This is a genomic window from Bradyrhizobium sp. 482_C4_N1_8 (assembly GCF_052075965.1).
Classification (GTDB): domain Bacteria; phylum Pseudomonadota; class Alphaproteobacteria; order Rhizobiales; family Xanthobacteraceae; genus Bradyrhizobium; species Bradyrhizobium barranii.
Genome location: NZ_CP197231.1, coordinates 5,422,129 through 5,437,003, shown reverse-complemented (window position 1 = coordinate 5,437,003; position 14,875 = coordinate 5,422,129). Strand labels below are relative to the sequence as shown.

Sequence of the window (14,875 nt, the reverse complement as noted above, 5' to 3'; positions counted from 1 at the left end):
AGGCTATCCGGCGTCGATCAGAGCCGCAGCATCTTGCCCGGATTCATGATGTTCTGCGGATCGAGCGCGCGCTTGATGGTGCGCATGATGTCGAGCTCGGTCTTCGAGCGGTAGTGACTGAGCTCGTCGAGCTTGTCGATGCCGATGCCGTGCTCCGCCGAGATCGAGCCGCCCATCGAGGTGATGAGATCGTTCACGGCCCGCGTGATGGCGGACGAATATTGGGTCAGCGTCTGCTGATCCATGCCTTTGGGGCCCATGAACGAGAAATGCAGATTGCCGTCGCCGATGTGCCCCAAAGGATAGGGGCGAATGGTCGGGAGAATGTCGAGCACGGCCTTGAGCCCCTGGTCGATGAAGCCGGGAATCCTGGAGATGGCCACCGACACGTCGTAGCTCAGTCCCGGCCCCTCGGCACGGGAGGCCTCGGCGACGCTTTCCCGGATGCGCCACATGTTGCGCGATTGATTTCCGGTGTGCGCGATCGCCGCGTCGAGCACGCGGCCGGCCTCGAGCTGATCGGCGAGAAACTGCTCCAGCTTCTCGGTCATGCCCTCGGTCCCGTCCTGTCGGGCCCGCGAGGACGACCATTCAAGCAGGAGGTACCATGGCGTGTCCGCCTTGAGAGGATCCTGGGTGCCGGGGATATGGCGCAGCACCATGTCGATGGCGCTGCGGCTCATCAGCTCGCAGGAGCCGACATTGTCCCCTGATGCCGCATGCGCTTCCGACAGGATCTCCAGCGCCGCGCGCGGATCGCGGATCGCCAGCCACGCCGTGCAGACGTCCTTTGGCGCGGGCCATAGCTTGAGGACGGCCTTCGTGATGATGCCCAGCGTTCCCTCGGCACCCATGAAAAGGTGCTTGAGGTCGTAGCCCGTGTTGTCCTTCTTGAGCGCACGCAGTCCGTCCCAGACATCCCCGTTGGCCAGCACGACTTCGAGCCCCAAGACGAGATTGCGGGCATTGCCATAGCGGAGCACCTGCACGCCGCCGGCGTTGGTCGACAGGTTGCCGCCGATCATGCATGAGCCCTGGGCGCCAAGGCTGAGCGGCAGGAACCTGTCGTGACGGCTTGCGGTCTCCTGAAGCGTCTGGAGAACGCAGCCGGCCTCGACCGTCATCGCGTAGCCGACGGCATCGACGTCCAGCACGCGGTTCATGCGGCCGAGCGACAACACGATGCCGGTGTGCGCCGGCCAGGGCGTGGCCCCGCCCATCAGACCGGTGTTGCCACCCTGCGGCACGATCGCGACGCCGTGCTCGTGGCAAAGCCGGACCACTTTCGAGACTTCCTCGGTGCTGCCAGGACGAACGACGGCGCCCGCGCCGCCAACCAGCAATCCGCGCCAATCCGTCACGAACGGCTGCTTGCCGTGCTCGTCCTCGATCAGGCCCTTCTCGCCGACGATCGCGCGCAACGCATCGCGCATCCGGGCGGTCAAAGGAGCGGTCGGGATGGTGGGTAGGGAGGACGGGAAGGCAGCCGGCATTTTGTTTCCCCTGGCGCATCTTGGTGTGCACTGCGCACGTAACGTGCGGGGGCATTCTCCACGTTTGCGGCGCGGAGTCTAATGGCAATATGTCTCGAAGCGGGGACCGTGGACGAACGCGTCGAGCAGCTGCCGTCACCGACGGCGCTTGGTCTCGGCCGAGCGGGATTCTAGTGGATGATCTGGTTCAGGAAACCCTTCGCCCGTTCCGTGCGCGGAGCCCGGAAGAATGTCTCCGGATCGGCCTCCTCCACGATGCTTCCGCGATCCATGAAGACGACCCGATCGGCGACCTCGCGGGCGAATCCCATCTCGTGCGTCACGCAGACCATCGTCATTCCATCTCGCGCCAGCTCGACCATGGTGTCCAGCACTTCCTTGACCATCTCGGGGTCGAGAGCGGACGTCGGTTCGTCGAACAGCATGATCTTGGGCTGCATGCACAGCGCCCGCGCGATGGCGACGCGTTGCTGCTGACCACCCGACAATTGCGCGGGATACTTGTCCGCCTGATCCTGGATGCGGACCTTCCGCAGCAAGCCGAGTGCGCGATCGCGCGCTTCCGCTTGCGAGATGCCGCGAACCTTCATCGGAGCCAGCATGCAGTTCTCGGCGACCGTGAGGTGCGGAAAGAGGTTGAAGCTCTGAAAGACCATCCCGACCTCGCAGCGCACGCTGTTGATGTCGGCCATGCGGTTGCTCAATTCGAAACCGTCGACGACGATCCTGCCGCCGTCGTGTTTCTCGATATGGTTGATGCACCGGATGAGCGTCGACTTGCCGGAGCCCGAGGGGCCGCACAGCACGATCTTCTCGCCCTTGCCGACCCTGAGATTGACGTCGTTCAGCGCATTGAATGCGCCGAATCGCTTCATCACATTCTCGACGAGGACGATTGCACTGGGCTGCGTGGCATTGCTGACAGTCGCTTGAGGCATGTTCGTCTCCCGAATACGAGGCCGTTGGGTATCCCGAGGATCACCGTGCTGTGGCAAGGCCATATCGCTTGCGAAGGGTGGCGACGCACTGGGAGGCCACCGAGCTGATGGCGAGGTAGGCCACCGCGACGACGAGGTACATCTCGACGAGACGTCCATTGAGCTGTGCGAGCTTGGAAGCCGCGCCCAGAAGATCCGTCAACGACAGCACGTAGACGAGAGACGTGTCCTGAAACAGGATGATCGTCTGGCTCAGGATGATCGGGCTCGCCACGCGAAGGACTTGCGGCAGAACGACATGACGGTAGGTGTCGTAGGTCGACAGCGCGAGCGCCTGGCAGGCCTCGAACTGACCCTTGTTCACGGCCCGCAGTCCGACGCGGATGATCTCGGAGTAGTAGGCGGCTTCAAACAAGCCAAAGGTGATGAACGCCGTGTAGGTCGCCCCGATCGGAATCGGGCGGCCGTTGCCGCTCAGGTGCCCAAGCACGATCGGCACCAGGAAGAAGAACCAGAAGAGAACGAGGATCAACGGGATCGACCGGATGATCGCGACGTAGCCGCGGACGATCTGCGCGAACACCGGGACCTCGAAGTGCTGTACCAGCGCAAGACAGGTTCCGAGCACCATGCCGATGGCGAATGCGGCCGCCGTGAGCGAAAGCGAGAAGAGCAGGCCCGACCAGAGATAAGGCCACGACTGCGCGACGATCGAGAAATCGAGGGTGTTCATTTCACGGTCTCCATGGTGCCAGGCAGAGCGCTGCCTTGCTGCATGTCGGCGGCGAGATCCTGTTCAGCAGTGAGCTTCACCGGGGCGCTACCCGGAATCCTGAAGGCCTTGTCGATGAGCGTCATGATCTGATACGCAACCAGCGCCAGGCAAAGATAGATGATCGTCGCCGCGCCGAATGCCGAGAATGTCTGGAACGTTGCCTCGCTGATCTGGCGCGCCTGTGCGGTCAGCTCCATCAAGCCGATCGTGAGTGCGACGGAGGTGTTCTTGTATATTCCCATCACCTCGCTGGTGAGGCTCGGCACGATCAGGCGCAGAGCCTGCGGCACGACGATGTACCGATAGGTGAGGTAGCCACTGAGGCCGAGAGCGTTGGCGGCCTCAATCTGCCCCTTCGGAAGCGCTTCGATGCCGGCCCGGACCTGCTCGGCTATTCGAGACGCTGTGTAGAGTCCGAGGCAAAGGAGAGCCGGGAAGAACGATGCCCAAGGCGGCGGCATCTGCTTGATGGCATTTCCGAGCGCGGTCGGCACCACCTCCGGGAAAACGAAGTACCAGAGGAACATCTGCACCAGGACAGGGATGTTCCGGAATATCTCGACGTAGAGCCGGGCCGGAATCGAGACGAAACGATTCTGGACTGTGCGGCCCACGCCGACGAATACGCCGATGCCGAAGGCGATCCACCAGCCGAAGAAGGCCAGAGCCAGGGTCCAACCGAGACCCGACAGAAGCCAGTCGATATAGCGCTGGCCGTCTGCCGCCTGTTCAAAAAGCACTCCGAACATCGCGAGCCTCCGGGTTGCAGGTGCGGACGAGGATGACTTTCCGAGACGATCAGCTCCGTCAATCAGTCGACGGCATCGCTGGGATGTGCGATCCGCTCCATCAACTCGTCGGTGAGCGGGAATGCGAGGTTCTCACCCTTGGGCGGGATCGGCATGGTGAACCATTTTGCGTAGGTCTTCTCGAACTGGCCGGATGCCATCTGCTTGGAGAGAACGTCGTCGACGAGCCTCTTGAAGCCGGCATCGCCCTTGGTGAACATCAGTCCATAGTAGATCTTCGCGTAACCCTCGGAAAGGAACAGGAGCGCGTCCGGATTCGGCGCCGCAGCCTTGAGCCCGGCGAGAAGGATATCGTCCTCCATGAAGGCGACGGCACGGCCGGTGTTCAGCATGAGGAAAGATTCCGCATGGTCCTTGGCCTGGACGATGTTGAGGCCGAGCTGCTCCTTGGCGTTGACGCTCTGCGCGAAACCGACCGCGTTGGAGCCTTGCGTAGCGACAACCGTCTTGCCTTTCAGATCGCCGGCGGTCTTCACGCCACTGGCGGCCTTGACGAGCCAGCGCGGCTGGCTGACGAACGTTGCGACCGAGAACGAGACCTGTTCCTGCCGCTTCTTGTCGTTGGCGGTGCCGCCGCATTCGATGTCGACAGTCCCGCTCTGGATCAGGGGAATCCGGTTCGAGGAGTTCACCGGCGTGTAGTTGACCTTCAGACTGGGCAACTTCAGCTCATCCTTGATGCGATCGACGATCGCCGCGCAGAGCTCGAGCGAGAATCCGATCGGCTTCTGATCCGGCCCGAGGTATGAGAACGGTATCGAAGCCTCACGGTAGCCGATCGTGATCGCGCCGCTGGATTTGATCTTGTCGAGCGTCGCGCTGTCGGCTGCCGCGGACGGGCTTGCGTTGACAGCCAGGAGCGCCGGGAGAAGTCCCAATACCTGAACGAGCTTCTTCATGGTCTTTGCCTTCCCATCGTTTGTCAAACTCAAGCTGCGACGGACGGGCGTCCGAGCCCTCGCCGACGGATGACGTCGATCAGGCGATCGATGTCGGTGGCGGTGTTGAACATGCCGAGCGAGACGCGAATGCCATCTCGTTCGGGCGACACGCGCACGCCGTTCTCCTCGAAATGGCCGAGCCAGTCTGCTGCGGGCAGGGCGATGACGTAGATGTGCGGAGCGCGATGCTTGCGCTCGCGCGGACCAACGAGGCGGACGCCCAGCTCGTCCAGGCGTGCAATCAGGTGATCGCCGAGATCGAAGCAATGGTTCTGGATGTTCTGCACCCCAATCTGCTCGATCATGTCGAGCGAAGCACCGAGGGCGTGGACTGCGGGCAGGTTGAAGTTGCCGAGCTCGAAGCGCTTGGCGGCCGGCGAGGGCGCCATCCCGTCGGCACGCGCGATGAGGTCGCTCGGGATCTCGGCGAGGCTCGCAGCCGCCAGATAGGTCGGCTCGAGCTCTTTGAGCGTCTGGTCCCAATAGAGCAGCCCGAGCCCTTGCGGAACCAGTAATCCCTTGTGGCTGCCGGAGCCGATGAAGCTTGCGCCGATCGCCTTGGCGTTAACAGGCACGACTCCGATGGCCTGCATCACGTCCACCACGAAGTGGAGTTTGTTCCTGACGCACATCGCGCCGACGCTCTCGATGTCAAAGCGGTGACCGGCGTGAAAAGTCACATGCGACATCGAGATCGCACGCGTCCTTTCGTCAATGAAGGGAGCAAAGCTGTCGGCGTCGACGACGTCCGTCATCGGGATGAAGCGGATCTCGACGCCTTTCCGTTGCAGATTGAGGAACGCGTAGGCGTTGTTCGGGTGATCGCCGTGGATCATCAGGACGTTGTCGCCGGCCTGTAGCGGCAGTGCGTTTGCCGCAATGTTCATGCTTTCCGACGTGTTTTTCGTGAAGGCAATCTCATCCGCCGTCACGCCGAGAAAGCGGGCGACCTTGGCACGGGTCTGCTCGACCCGATCGAGCCAGATGCTCTTCGGACCGGCTGTCTCGAAGCCCTCGCGAAGGAAAAGCTCGATCGCGGCCTTCACGGGACGCGCGAGCGGCGTTTGAAACCCGGAATCCAGATAGACCATCCGTTCGACGGCGGGGAATTCCTTCCTCACGGCTTCCACGTCGTAATGACGAGACATGCACATCTCCTGTTGAGCGCGCCGGCAGAACTTGGCTCCCGGCCAAGCGGCGGAGCGCGATTTTCGGAACGGCGAGACCGCACTGCACAATTTCTGGTCAATCGCCGGTGACGCCAAGAATATGAGCTTTCAGGATTTCGACAATTGATTTTGTCGAATTTCAATATATTTTATTCCGAAAAATGATAATACTCGGCGTTGATCTTGATTTCACTTCCAGTTTTGGCCGGGTGGGAAATGACGAAGCGAATTGGGAAGGAAGGACCGTTGGATCGTGCTTTCGCGATCGTTCGGCATGTTGCCGACCAACGCAAAGCCGTCTCGGCCGCAGAGATCGCAAAGGCTCTTTCGCTGCCGCTTCCAACGGCACACAGGTTGATCGGAAACCTCGAAGACCGCGGACTGCTTCAGAAGGCGTTGGGTACCAAGCGGTACGTTGTGGGAAACCAGCTCGTCACACTGTCCGCGACTGTCATCGGCGCTGCATTTCGCACTGCGCGGCGGCACGCGGTGCTTCGGGCGGTCGCGGAAGAAATCGGCGAACAGTGTGAGATCGGCGTCGTACGCGACAACGTCGTTGCCTATGTCGACAGCGTTCGCGTTTCGGAGCCGCAAGGTCTTCAGTTCAATCCGGGGGAAGCGGCGCCGTTACACTGCACGTCGACCGGAAAGATCTATATGAGCAGACTGCCCGAGCGGATCCGGGCGAAGCTGTGCCGCGCGCTACCCCTCACCAAATTCACCAAAACGACGATCGTCGATGTCCAGGCGCTGATGAAGGTTCTCGAGGAGACGCGACAACGCGGCTGGGCCAAGACAAACGAAGAGTACGTCAAGGGGGTGGTGGGGTGCGCTGTCCCCATTCTGTCACCGGATCGGGAGTTGATCGCTTGCCTCGGCGTCTCTGTACCGGTGGCCCGCGTGAGCTTCGCCGAACTGGACCGGTTCATAGCGCCGCTTCAAAAGGCCGCCGCTCTGCTATCCGACACCATTCTGCAAGTTGAAGACGACGATGGCGCAGATGCCCGATGACGGCATGATGCCTTGGCCTCTGTGCCATAGCCGTCCTTAACCAGACCGACGTGCCTGCTGCGCGGTGATGCTGCGCAGCCCACCGGACGCACCCGCCAGCGCCGGCGTTGAGGCCGTATCGACCGCACCTGAGGCCGCTTACCCCTCAATCTCTGCGATCGCGTTTAACCGACGTTAATGATGTCTTCTCGATATGGAACATCCCACTCCGTTGCACTCCCTGTTTGTGGATTGCCCGTAAGTGTTGATTAAGAAGGCCATATCCATATTCCAGCCTGCGATTGGCGGGCTGACCGGCAGCGGTAATCCCACCGGTTGCCCCGATCAAAAGACTTTAGGAATTGCTCTCTGCCGCCACGACGGCAATCAGGATGAAGGTCATGCTCCGCCGGGTAGTGCTCCGTTTCGCAAGAGACCGGAAGGCCAACATCGCCGTTATCTTCGCCCTCACGATGGTGCCGATCGTCTTTCTCCTGGGCATGACGCTCGACTACACGCAGGCCGTCCGCAAGCGGGAGCAATTGAACGCAGCCGCCGACGCGGCCGCGATCGCAGCCGTGCGGCCGGCGATGCTGACCCAGACCGACAAGACGGTCGTCCAGGCGACCGCCGCAGCCGTCTTTGCAGCGAAGGCGAATCTTCCCGGTCTGACGGCGACGCCGACGCCGACCATCACCGTCACGGATTCCGGCCTCGCACGAAGCATCACGGTTTCGTACACCGCGCAGTCCGTCAATAATTTCCCCAGCGTTCTCGGCAAGCAGACCTGGGACGTCTCTGGCTCCTCAACGGCGAAGGCGTCGAGTGCGCCCAACATGAATTTCTACCTGCTGCTGGACGACTCGCCGTCGATGGCGCTTGCCGCGACGCAGGCCGACATCACCAACATGATCGCGGCCACGAAGAACCAGCCCAGCTACGCGAAGAATTGCTCGTTCGCCTGCCATGAGGCGCGTCCCAACAACGCAACTGCCAGCTCGACGAACAAGGACAATCTCACCGTCGCACGCGCAAACAACATCACGCTGCGCATCGATCTCGTGACCAACGCCGTTACGCAATTGCTGAAGGGACCCTGGACGTGCCCGCAGGCGGGTGTGACGGGCGGCGTCATGCAGTGCATGTCGGCGCTCAACAACACGACCTACAAGGCCGCCATCTACACCTTCGACTACGCCCTCAACACGATTCAGGTGCTGACCACGCCGGACACCGCCGCCACGAAGATCAACAACATTCAGCTCCTGACGGTCGACCACCAGAACTGCCCCATTGTCGATAGCAAGGGCAACTGCACCTACACCACCGACTACGGCACGGATATCTCGGGCGGGCTCACGGGCGTCAACACCGTGATGCCTGCGCCAGGCACCGGCACCAATCAGGCGGGCGATACGCCGCAGGAAGTGGTCTTCCTCGTCACCGACGGCGTCGAGGACAAGCTCATCCCGAAGACGGGGGGCTCCTGCGACCCCAATGCCACCTATGCGCTTCCGACAGCCAACTCGACGACCTTGCGGTGCCAGCAACCGCTCGACACGACGGTCTGCACGACGATCAAGAACCGCGGCATTCGCATCGCGGTCCTCTACACCGAGTATCTGCAGCTGAGCGACAGCTGGTACACGAGCCGCATCTCGCAGTTCAACAATCCATCCTCGTCAACCGGCACGATCGCGACACGGCTGCAATCGTGCGCATCGCCCGGTCTGTATGCGAGCGTGCAGACAGGTGGCGACATTTCCGCTGCGCTGACCAACCTCTTCATCAAGGTTGCGTCCAGCACGGCCAGCCTCGTGCAGTAGGGAAGGCGCCATGACCCGACAGGTCACGACAACGAAAAGACGCCGCAACCGCTGCGCCGCCTTCGCCGGCGATAGCCGCGGAGCCACGGCCGTCGAATTCGCGCTCGTTGCCGCGCCGTTTCTCGCCCTCATCATCGCGCTCATCCAGACGTTTCTGGTTTTCTTTGCCCAGCAGATGCTTGAAACCGTGGTGCGCCAGTCGGCGCGTCTCGTCATGACGGGGCAGGTTCAGTCGGCGCAGATGAACCAGGCGGTTTTCAAGCAGAAGGTCTGCGATCAGATCGTGATCCTGTTCAATTGCAGCGGTCTGATGGTCGACATGCAGGTCGCAACGTCCTGGTCTTCCGCGAACACGGCGACGCCCACGCTGACCTTCGACGGCTCGGGCAATGTGACCAACAGCTGGCAATACAATCCGGGCGATTCCGGCGATATCGTCGTTCTCCGCGTCATGTATGTCTGGCCGGTCGTGCTCGGGCCGCTCGGCTTCAATCTCTCGAACCTTAGCAATGGCAACCGGCTGCTCATGTCGTCCGCCGCGTTCCAGAACGAGCCAGGAGCTACCTGATGATCTCCGCCCTGTCGTCTCGCGCTCGGCAGATGTTGACCGATGTACGCGCTGTTGCAGCGACGGAGTTCGCCATCGTGACGCCGTTCATGCTGGTGCTCTATGTCGGCGGCGTCGAGCTCGGGAACGGGCTCGCCATGAACGTCAAGGTCAGCGCGACTGCGCACAGCGTTGCCGACATGATCTCGCAGAACACGGCCGTCACGTCGACCCAGATGGACGGCATTCTCGCTGCGGCGAGCTCCATCATGGCTCCCTATCCCATCAAGAACGGCAGCACCTCGCTGATGACGATCACGGTCTCCGAGGTCTCGACCGACAGCAATGGCAACGCGACGGTGCAATGGAGCAAGTCGACCAGTACGTCGGGGGCGAGGGCCGCCGGTCAGCAGATGACCTTGTCGTCCTTTACCGCGCCGGGCGGCACCAGCAATGCCAACATCTCGCTCATTCTGAGCGAGGTGTCCTACGACTACGCGCCCAACCTCGGCTTCACGATCGCCGGCACGGTGAAGCTGTCCGACAGCTATTACCTGTTCCCCCGCTGCTCGACGAACACCCCCGCCACGTCGAGTTTTCCCTATTACGACGTGAAATATCCGGCGGCGAAGACCTGCACCTGCGTGCAGCACTTGCAGCAGAAGACCTGTTAGTTTCACGGAACGCGGTCCGAAAGAAGCCGGATGCCGCTGAGGCACGCTTCCGTCCCGATTTCCTCCCGGCCCCTGTGCGCAATTGCGCACCGGGCCGGATGACATTGGAGTAAACGCTTACGCCGCCACAGTGGCGCGGTCGAGCGCTGCGATCAGCTTTGCCGCGATGGGATGGTCGGACCGCGGATTCTGGCCGGTGATCAGCTCGCGGTCCTCGACGACGTAAGGCTCGAAGTCGACGGCGCTTCGGCTGACCTCGGCACCCGCAGCTCCCAGCGCGTCCGGCATGGTGAAGTAGATCTTGCCGTGCAGGAACTGCTCCTCGATCGGTATCTCTTCCGAGGCGGTGAACACCGTCATCTTATATCCCGCATATTGCCAGCCCTTGCCCAGCTCCGCGACCTTGGCCTTGTCGCCGGCGATCAGGGCGGCGCGATAGGCCTTGGCGTCGGGCAGGGCGGCCAGAGTTGCGATCGGTCCGTGGCAGAGCAGCGCCGTGATCTTCTTCCGTTCGTGGAAATATCGCAGAATCTTGCCGAGCTCGGGATCCTGCATGAGGTCGACGACCGGGCCCTGCCCGCCGGGGACAAAAACGGCGGCGTATTGATCCAGTCCTCCGTCCACGATCGCGCGCAACGTATGGACGTTGGTCATCGCCGGGTCCTTGTCGAAGAAGTCGCGTCCCCGCCGGTAGGCCTTCTCGTCGCCGTCAAAATGGGCCGCATGATCGGAGGCCGGATCGATGTACGGTTGCTTGCCGTTCGGCGTCGCCAGCACCACCTCGTAGCCGGCATCGATCACGGCCATCGCCGGCACGACGGTTTCATTGAGGTATTGGCCGGTCGGTCCGGTGCCGCCGCCCTGGATCTCGATACGGGTGGCATTGGAGCCGACAACGAGCACTTTTCCTTTGGACATGGTGTCTCCTGCGATTTGCTTGATCGTCTTGCGGTTAGAACTTCATAACAATCCGGCCGACGCGAACGGCAACCTGACGCGACGACCGTTCTGGCGTTTCAAGCAACGACTGGAGCAGATCGGGCGGAGCACGCCGCTTCGCTCCGCAAGCTCGCCCCGAAGGCTCCTGCGGAGGGAATAATCTGTCGCTGCCGAAGAAGTAAGCGGCTTCGCTGATGGCGCGCAAGCCAGCCTCCCAACGTCATTCCGCGCGCAATTTAGGGGATGCGGCGTAGTCTGACCATGTGGCGCGATCGGCCTGGAGCGGATGCATCGTGCGATTTTGCAATGATGCCATCATGCTCCTGTTTTGCCCGACGAGTCAAGTTTACTTCGGTAAAACGTAAGTCATTGATCCGCCGCGCGCCGGCTACTGTGCATGGGGTTGTTTTCGCAGTTTTTGTTTGGAGCAGCCCGCGCGGGGTGCTTTACGCGCTCTCCGTCTCCCGGTGCACGTCGTGCACCACGAGGCCCATGCCTTCGTCCGGCATCTTGATCCAGTCGCGGCGCTTCAGCGTGCGCTTGGTGTCCTCGTAGCCGCTCGTCCAGTGCTCGCGCATCGAGGTGCCCGAGAACTCATGGTCCTTGGCGTCGCCCTCATAGGCCTTCTGCTGGTAGATCAGGTGCAGGATCGCGATCTCCGGCATGCGGCGCAGGCTCGACTTGAGCTGGCGATCCTCGTCGGAGAGTTGCTCGTCCGGGACTTTCGCCAGGGCCTTGTAGAGCAGAACCTTGAGGTTGTGCGTGCGGCGGTAGACGTCGGTGTTGTGGCGCGTGCGCGAGGAATACATGATGTCCTTGTGGCGGGCCATCACGTCCTGGATCGAGCGCGGCAGCACACCCCGTGCGCTGAACAGGTCGACCTGGAACACCAGCGAGTTGAGCGCATCCTCCTGGTCGAGCAGATGCTGGAGCGGCGTGTTGGAGACGATGCCGCCGTCCCAGAAATGATCGGTGCCGATCCGCACCATCGGCAGCGCCGGGGGCAGGGCGCCGGAGGCCATGATGTGCTCCGGCTCGATCTCGTCATGGGAGTTGTCGAAATAGATGAAGTTGCCCGAGAGCACGTTGACCGCGCCGACCGCGAAACGGACCTTCTTCTCGTTGATGAGGTCGAAGTCGACGAGCTCCAGCAGGCTCTCCTTCAGCGGCATCGTGTCGTAATAGCTGGTGGCGGTGCGCGCGCCGACCGGGCTGAACCAGGGATTGACCTGGTGCGGGGTGAAGAAGCCGGGCTGGCCCATCGCCGACGTCATCCACGCACTGGTGAGATTGCGCCACTGGCGGAAGATGTCGCCGTCGGGCGTGTAATGCCAGATCTTGCGATTGGTGATGCGCTCCCAGAAGATGCGCAGCGCCTCCAGCCGCTTCTCCGGCTTGTTGCCGGCGATGATGGCGGAGTTGATTGCACCGATCGAGACACCGCAGACCCAGTCGGGCTCGATGCCGGCTTCGTGCAGCGCCTGGTAGACGCCGGCCTGGTAGGCGCCGAGCGCGCCGCCACCTTGCAGCACCAGCGCGACGCGGTCGCAGCGTTCGGGGCGCCAGCCCCGTGCGGGAGGCTGATGCGTCTGATGAGCCGGTTGCGACGTGCGGGCGTCCATGGGTGCCTCCTAGCGTGGACCAAACGATTGCGTCCGGCAGTGACGGCGTGATGACAATTTCAGCGCCGATGCGTCGTCTGCATGCAGGCCGACCGCAGCGGAAATGGCGGGAGGTCGTGCGCCTGACGGAAATCCTTCACATCGCAGTCAATGACGGCGGCTAGCAATTTGCGGTCCAGGCCTGACGCCGCCGGGCGGGCACCACACACAGGAGATCAGGATGCGCAGGGAAGACGTGCTGAGACTTCCGTCCATGCCGGCGGCGGGGCCGAGCTATCCGGCCGGGCCCTATCGCTTCGTCAACCGCGAATTCCTCGTCATCACCTACGAGACCGATCCGGAGCTGATCCGCGCCGGCCTGCCTGAGCCGCTGGAGCCGATCGACCAGCCGATCGTGCACTACGAATGGATCAAGATGCCGGACTCCTCCGGCTTCGGCAGCTACACCGAATCCGGCCTCGTCATCCCCGCGCGCCTCAACGGCGAGGAGGTCAATTTCGTCTCGCAGATGTATCTGGATGATGATCCGCCGATCGCGGCGGGCCGCGAGATCTGGGGCTTTCCCAAGAAATATGCCCATCCGAAACTCGAGATCGTCAAGGACACGCTGACTGGCACGCTGGAATATGCCGGTCAGCTCGTCGCCATGGGCACGATGGGCTACAAGCACGAGAGCATGGCCGGCAACGGCGATCACACCCGTGCGACGCTGTCGAAGACGCAGATCAATCTGAAGATGATCCCGGGCGTCGACGGCCGTCTCGAAGTTTGCCAACTCGTCGCGATCAACCTCATCGACATCGTGCCGAAGGGCTCCTGGATGGGGCCCGGCCGGCTGCATCTGGTGCCGCATGTCAACGCGCCGGTCGCGGATTTCCCGGTCCGCCGCTGCCTGGGCGCGCACCACTACATCGCCGATCTCACGCTGCCGTTCGGCCGCGTCGTGCACGACTACGTCAAGGAGGCCGAGGCGATGGCCGCGACGGGGCTCGCTGCAGAGTAGGGCGGCACCATCATCAAACTGTAACAAAGCCGTAATTGAGTACCCGCGAGAAGTCCGGAAGATGCCGTCAGCCATCTTCCGGAAGCGGGGCATTTGTTGACGGTTGGGGTTGGCCATGGCTGAGCCGGCGAAGCTTGTCAGCACGATATCGGACACCGTGCCCGTCATTCCCGGCCTGGTCTGGGCGTTCCGGCTGCACGGCGACGGCAGTGCCGAGGCGCTGCCGATCGACCAGCCGATCGAGTTCAGCCATGACGGCCGGCTCTGGCTGCATTTCAACCTGACCGATACGCGCGCACGGCCCTGGATCGCGGCGTCACAGCTGCCGCCGCTCGCGCGTGACCTCCTGCTGTCCAACGACACTTTCCAGCAGCTTCACGTCATCGACCATTGCGTCTACGGCGTCTTCTCCGATCTCGTGCGCGACATCGACAGCGCGACGGAGGAGACCGCGTTCCTGCGTTTCGCCATGACCGAGCATCTTCTCGTCAGCGGCCGGCATCAGGCGCTGTGCTCGGCCGATGCGACGCGCCGCGTGCTCGAAGGCGGCTACCGCGTCGACAACGTCGCCCATCTCCTGGAAAAGATCGTCGACGAGGTCGCCGATACGCTGGACCGGATGGCGGACAAGCTCGGCCAGGAGATCGACGACATCGAGGAACGGATTTTGGCCGACGACGCCAAGCCGGAGATGCGCCGCAATCTCGGCCGGCTGCGCCGGACCTGCGTCAGGTTGCATCGCCAGCTCACCGGCCTGCGCGTGCTGTTCCACCGCCTCGATCAGAAGAACACCGATCATCTCGCGCCGGCCTTGCGCATTCACGCCGGCAAGCTGGCGCAGCGGCTGGACGGGCTCGATCACGACATCGTCGAGCTCCGCGAACGCAGCCGCCTGCTCGAGGAGGAGCTGCGCTTCAAGAACGAGGAGGAGAGCAACCACCACCTCCACACGCTCTCCATCGTGACCTCGCTGCTGCTGCCGCCGACCCTGATCACCGGCATCTTCGGCATGAACACCAAGGGCCTGCCGCTCACCGACGTCGAGAGCGGATTTCTCTGGGCGGCGCTCCTGATGGCCTCGTCGGTCGGCGCGGCCTATCTGTTCATGCGGCGCACGGGTATCTTCAGGTAGCGTACGCAGCCGGTATC

The 14,875-nt window shown here is 62.5% G+C and carries 14 protein-coding genes; 6 read left to right on the top strand and 8 right to left on the bottom strand.

Annotated elements, in window-relative coordinates; genetic code table 11:
- Window positions 1–17: 17 nt before the first annotated feature.
- The 6 genes from AB7Z56_RS26340 to AB7Z56_RS26315 all read right to left on the bottom strand — a co-directional run bounded on the left by AB7Z56_RS26340 (window position 18) and on the right by AB7Z56_RS26315 (window position 6,104).
- A complete protein-coding gene (locus AB7Z56_RS26340; RefSeq protein WP_441256492.1) occupies window positions 18–1,493 on the bottom strand; it encodes an FAD-binding oxidoreductase in 1,476 nt (491 codons plus the stop codon).
- 170 nt (window positions 1,494–1,663) lie between these two features.
- Entirely contained in the window at window positions 1,664–2,431 is a 768-nt protein-coding gene (locus AB7Z56_RS26335; RefSeq protein WP_354176760.1) for an amino acid ABC transporter ATP-binding protein, read from the bottom strand.
- Window positions 2,432–2,471: 40 nt separating this feature from the next.
- Window positions 2,472–3,164: an amino acid ABC transporter permease gene (locus AB7Z56_RS26330; protein WP_354176758.1), complete on the bottom strand. Its 693-nt coding sequence runs from the start codon at window positions 3,162–3,164 to the stop codon at window positions 2,472–2,474.
- A complete protein-coding gene (locus AB7Z56_RS26325) occupies window positions 3,161–3,955 on the bottom strand; it encodes an amino acid ABC transporter permease (RefSeq protein ID WP_354176756.1) in 795 nt (264 codons plus the stop codon). The genes AB7Z56_RS26330 and AB7Z56_RS26325 overlap by 4 nt, the downstream gene beginning before the upstream one ends.
- Before the next feature lie 62 nt (window positions 3,956–4,017).
- On the bottom strand, window positions 4,018–4,914 hold the full coding sequence (locus tag AB7Z56_RS26320) for an amino acid ABC transporter substrate-binding protein (protein ID WP_354176754.1): 897 nt from the start codon (window positions 4,912–4,914) through the stop codon (window positions 4,018–4,020).
- Window positions 4,915–4,943: 29 nt separating this feature from the next.
- Window positions 4,944–6,104 (bottom strand): aminotransferase class V-fold PLP-dependent enzyme, encoded by a 1,161-nt coding sequence (locus AB7Z56_RS26315; protein ID WP_354176753.1) that lies wholly within the window; start codon window positions 6,102–6,104, stop codon window positions 4,944–4,946.
- A 237-nt stretch (window positions 6,105–6,341) separates the two neighbouring features.
- Between AB7Z56_RS26315 and AB7Z56_RS26310 the strand changes: the two genes are divergently transcribed.
- The 4 genes from AB7Z56_RS26310 (at window position 6,342) to AB7Z56_RS26295 (ending at window position 10,162) form a co-directional block, all read left to right on the top strand.
- Complete coding sequence (locus AB7Z56_RS26310) at window positions 6,342–7,136, top strand: IclR family transcriptional regulator (RefSeq protein WP_354176752.1); 795 nt, start codon at window positions 6,342–6,344, stop codon at window positions 7,134–7,136.
- Between the two features lie 380 nt (window positions 7,137–7,516).
- On the top strand, window positions 7,517–8,941 hold the full coding sequence (locus AB7Z56_RS26305; protein ID WP_071917521.1) for a TadE/TadG family type IV pilus assembly protein: 1,425 nt from the start codon (window positions 7,517–7,519) through the stop codon (window positions 8,939–8,941).
- 10 nt (window positions 8,942–8,951) lie between these two features.
- A complete protein-coding gene (locus AB7Z56_RS26300; protein WP_135214335.1) occupies window positions 8,952–9,509 on the top strand; it encodes a TadE/TadG family type IV pilus assembly protein in 558 nt (185 codons plus the stop codon).
- Window positions 9,509–10,162 (top strand): TadE/TadG family type IV pilus assembly protein, encoded by a 654-nt coding sequence (locus AB7Z56_RS26295; RefSeq protein WP_028157690.1) that lies wholly within the window; start codon window positions 9,509–9,511, stop codon window positions 10,160–10,162. Before AB7Z56_RS26300 ends, AB7Z56_RS26295 begins: the two co-directional genes overlap by 1 nt.
- A gap of 117 nt (window positions 10,163–10,279) precedes the next feature.
- On the opposite strand, the gene AB7Z56_RS26290 is transcribed toward AB7Z56_RS26295, so the two are convergent.
- Window positions 10,280–11,080 carry a type 1 glutamine amidotransferase domain-containing protein gene (locus AB7Z56_RS26290; RefSeq protein WP_208086279.1) on the bottom strand — a complete coding sequence of 267 codons (801 nt, stop codon included), beginning with the start codon at window positions 11,078–11,080 and terminating at the stop codon, window positions 10,280–10,282.
- Between the two features lie 467 nt (window positions 11,081–11,547).
- Window positions 11,548–12,723 (bottom strand): patatin-like phospholipase family protein, encoded by a 1,176-nt coding sequence (locus tag AB7Z56_RS26285; RefSeq protein ID WP_135214333.1) that lies wholly within the window; start codon window positions 12,721–12,723, stop codon window positions 11,548–11,550.
- Window positions 12,724–12,943: 220 nt separating this feature from the next.
- Between AB7Z56_RS26285 and AB7Z56_RS26280 the strand changes: the two genes are divergently transcribed.
- Both AB7Z56_RS26280 and AB7Z56_RS26275 read left to right on the top strand, forming a co-directional pair.
- Window positions 12,944–13,726, top strand: coding sequence for an acetoacetate decarboxylase (locus AB7Z56_RS26280; RefSeq protein WP_441256491.1), 783 nt, complete (start codon window positions 12,944–12,946; stop codon window positions 13,724–13,726).
- Between the two features lie 115 nt (window positions 13,727–13,841).
- On the top strand, window positions 13,842–14,858 hold the full coding sequence (locus AB7Z56_RS26275) for a transporter (protein WP_231144625.1): 1,017 nt from the start codon (window positions 13,842–13,844) through the stop codon (window positions 14,856–14,858).
- The last annotated feature ends 17 nt before the right edge of the window (window positions 14,859–14,875 follow it).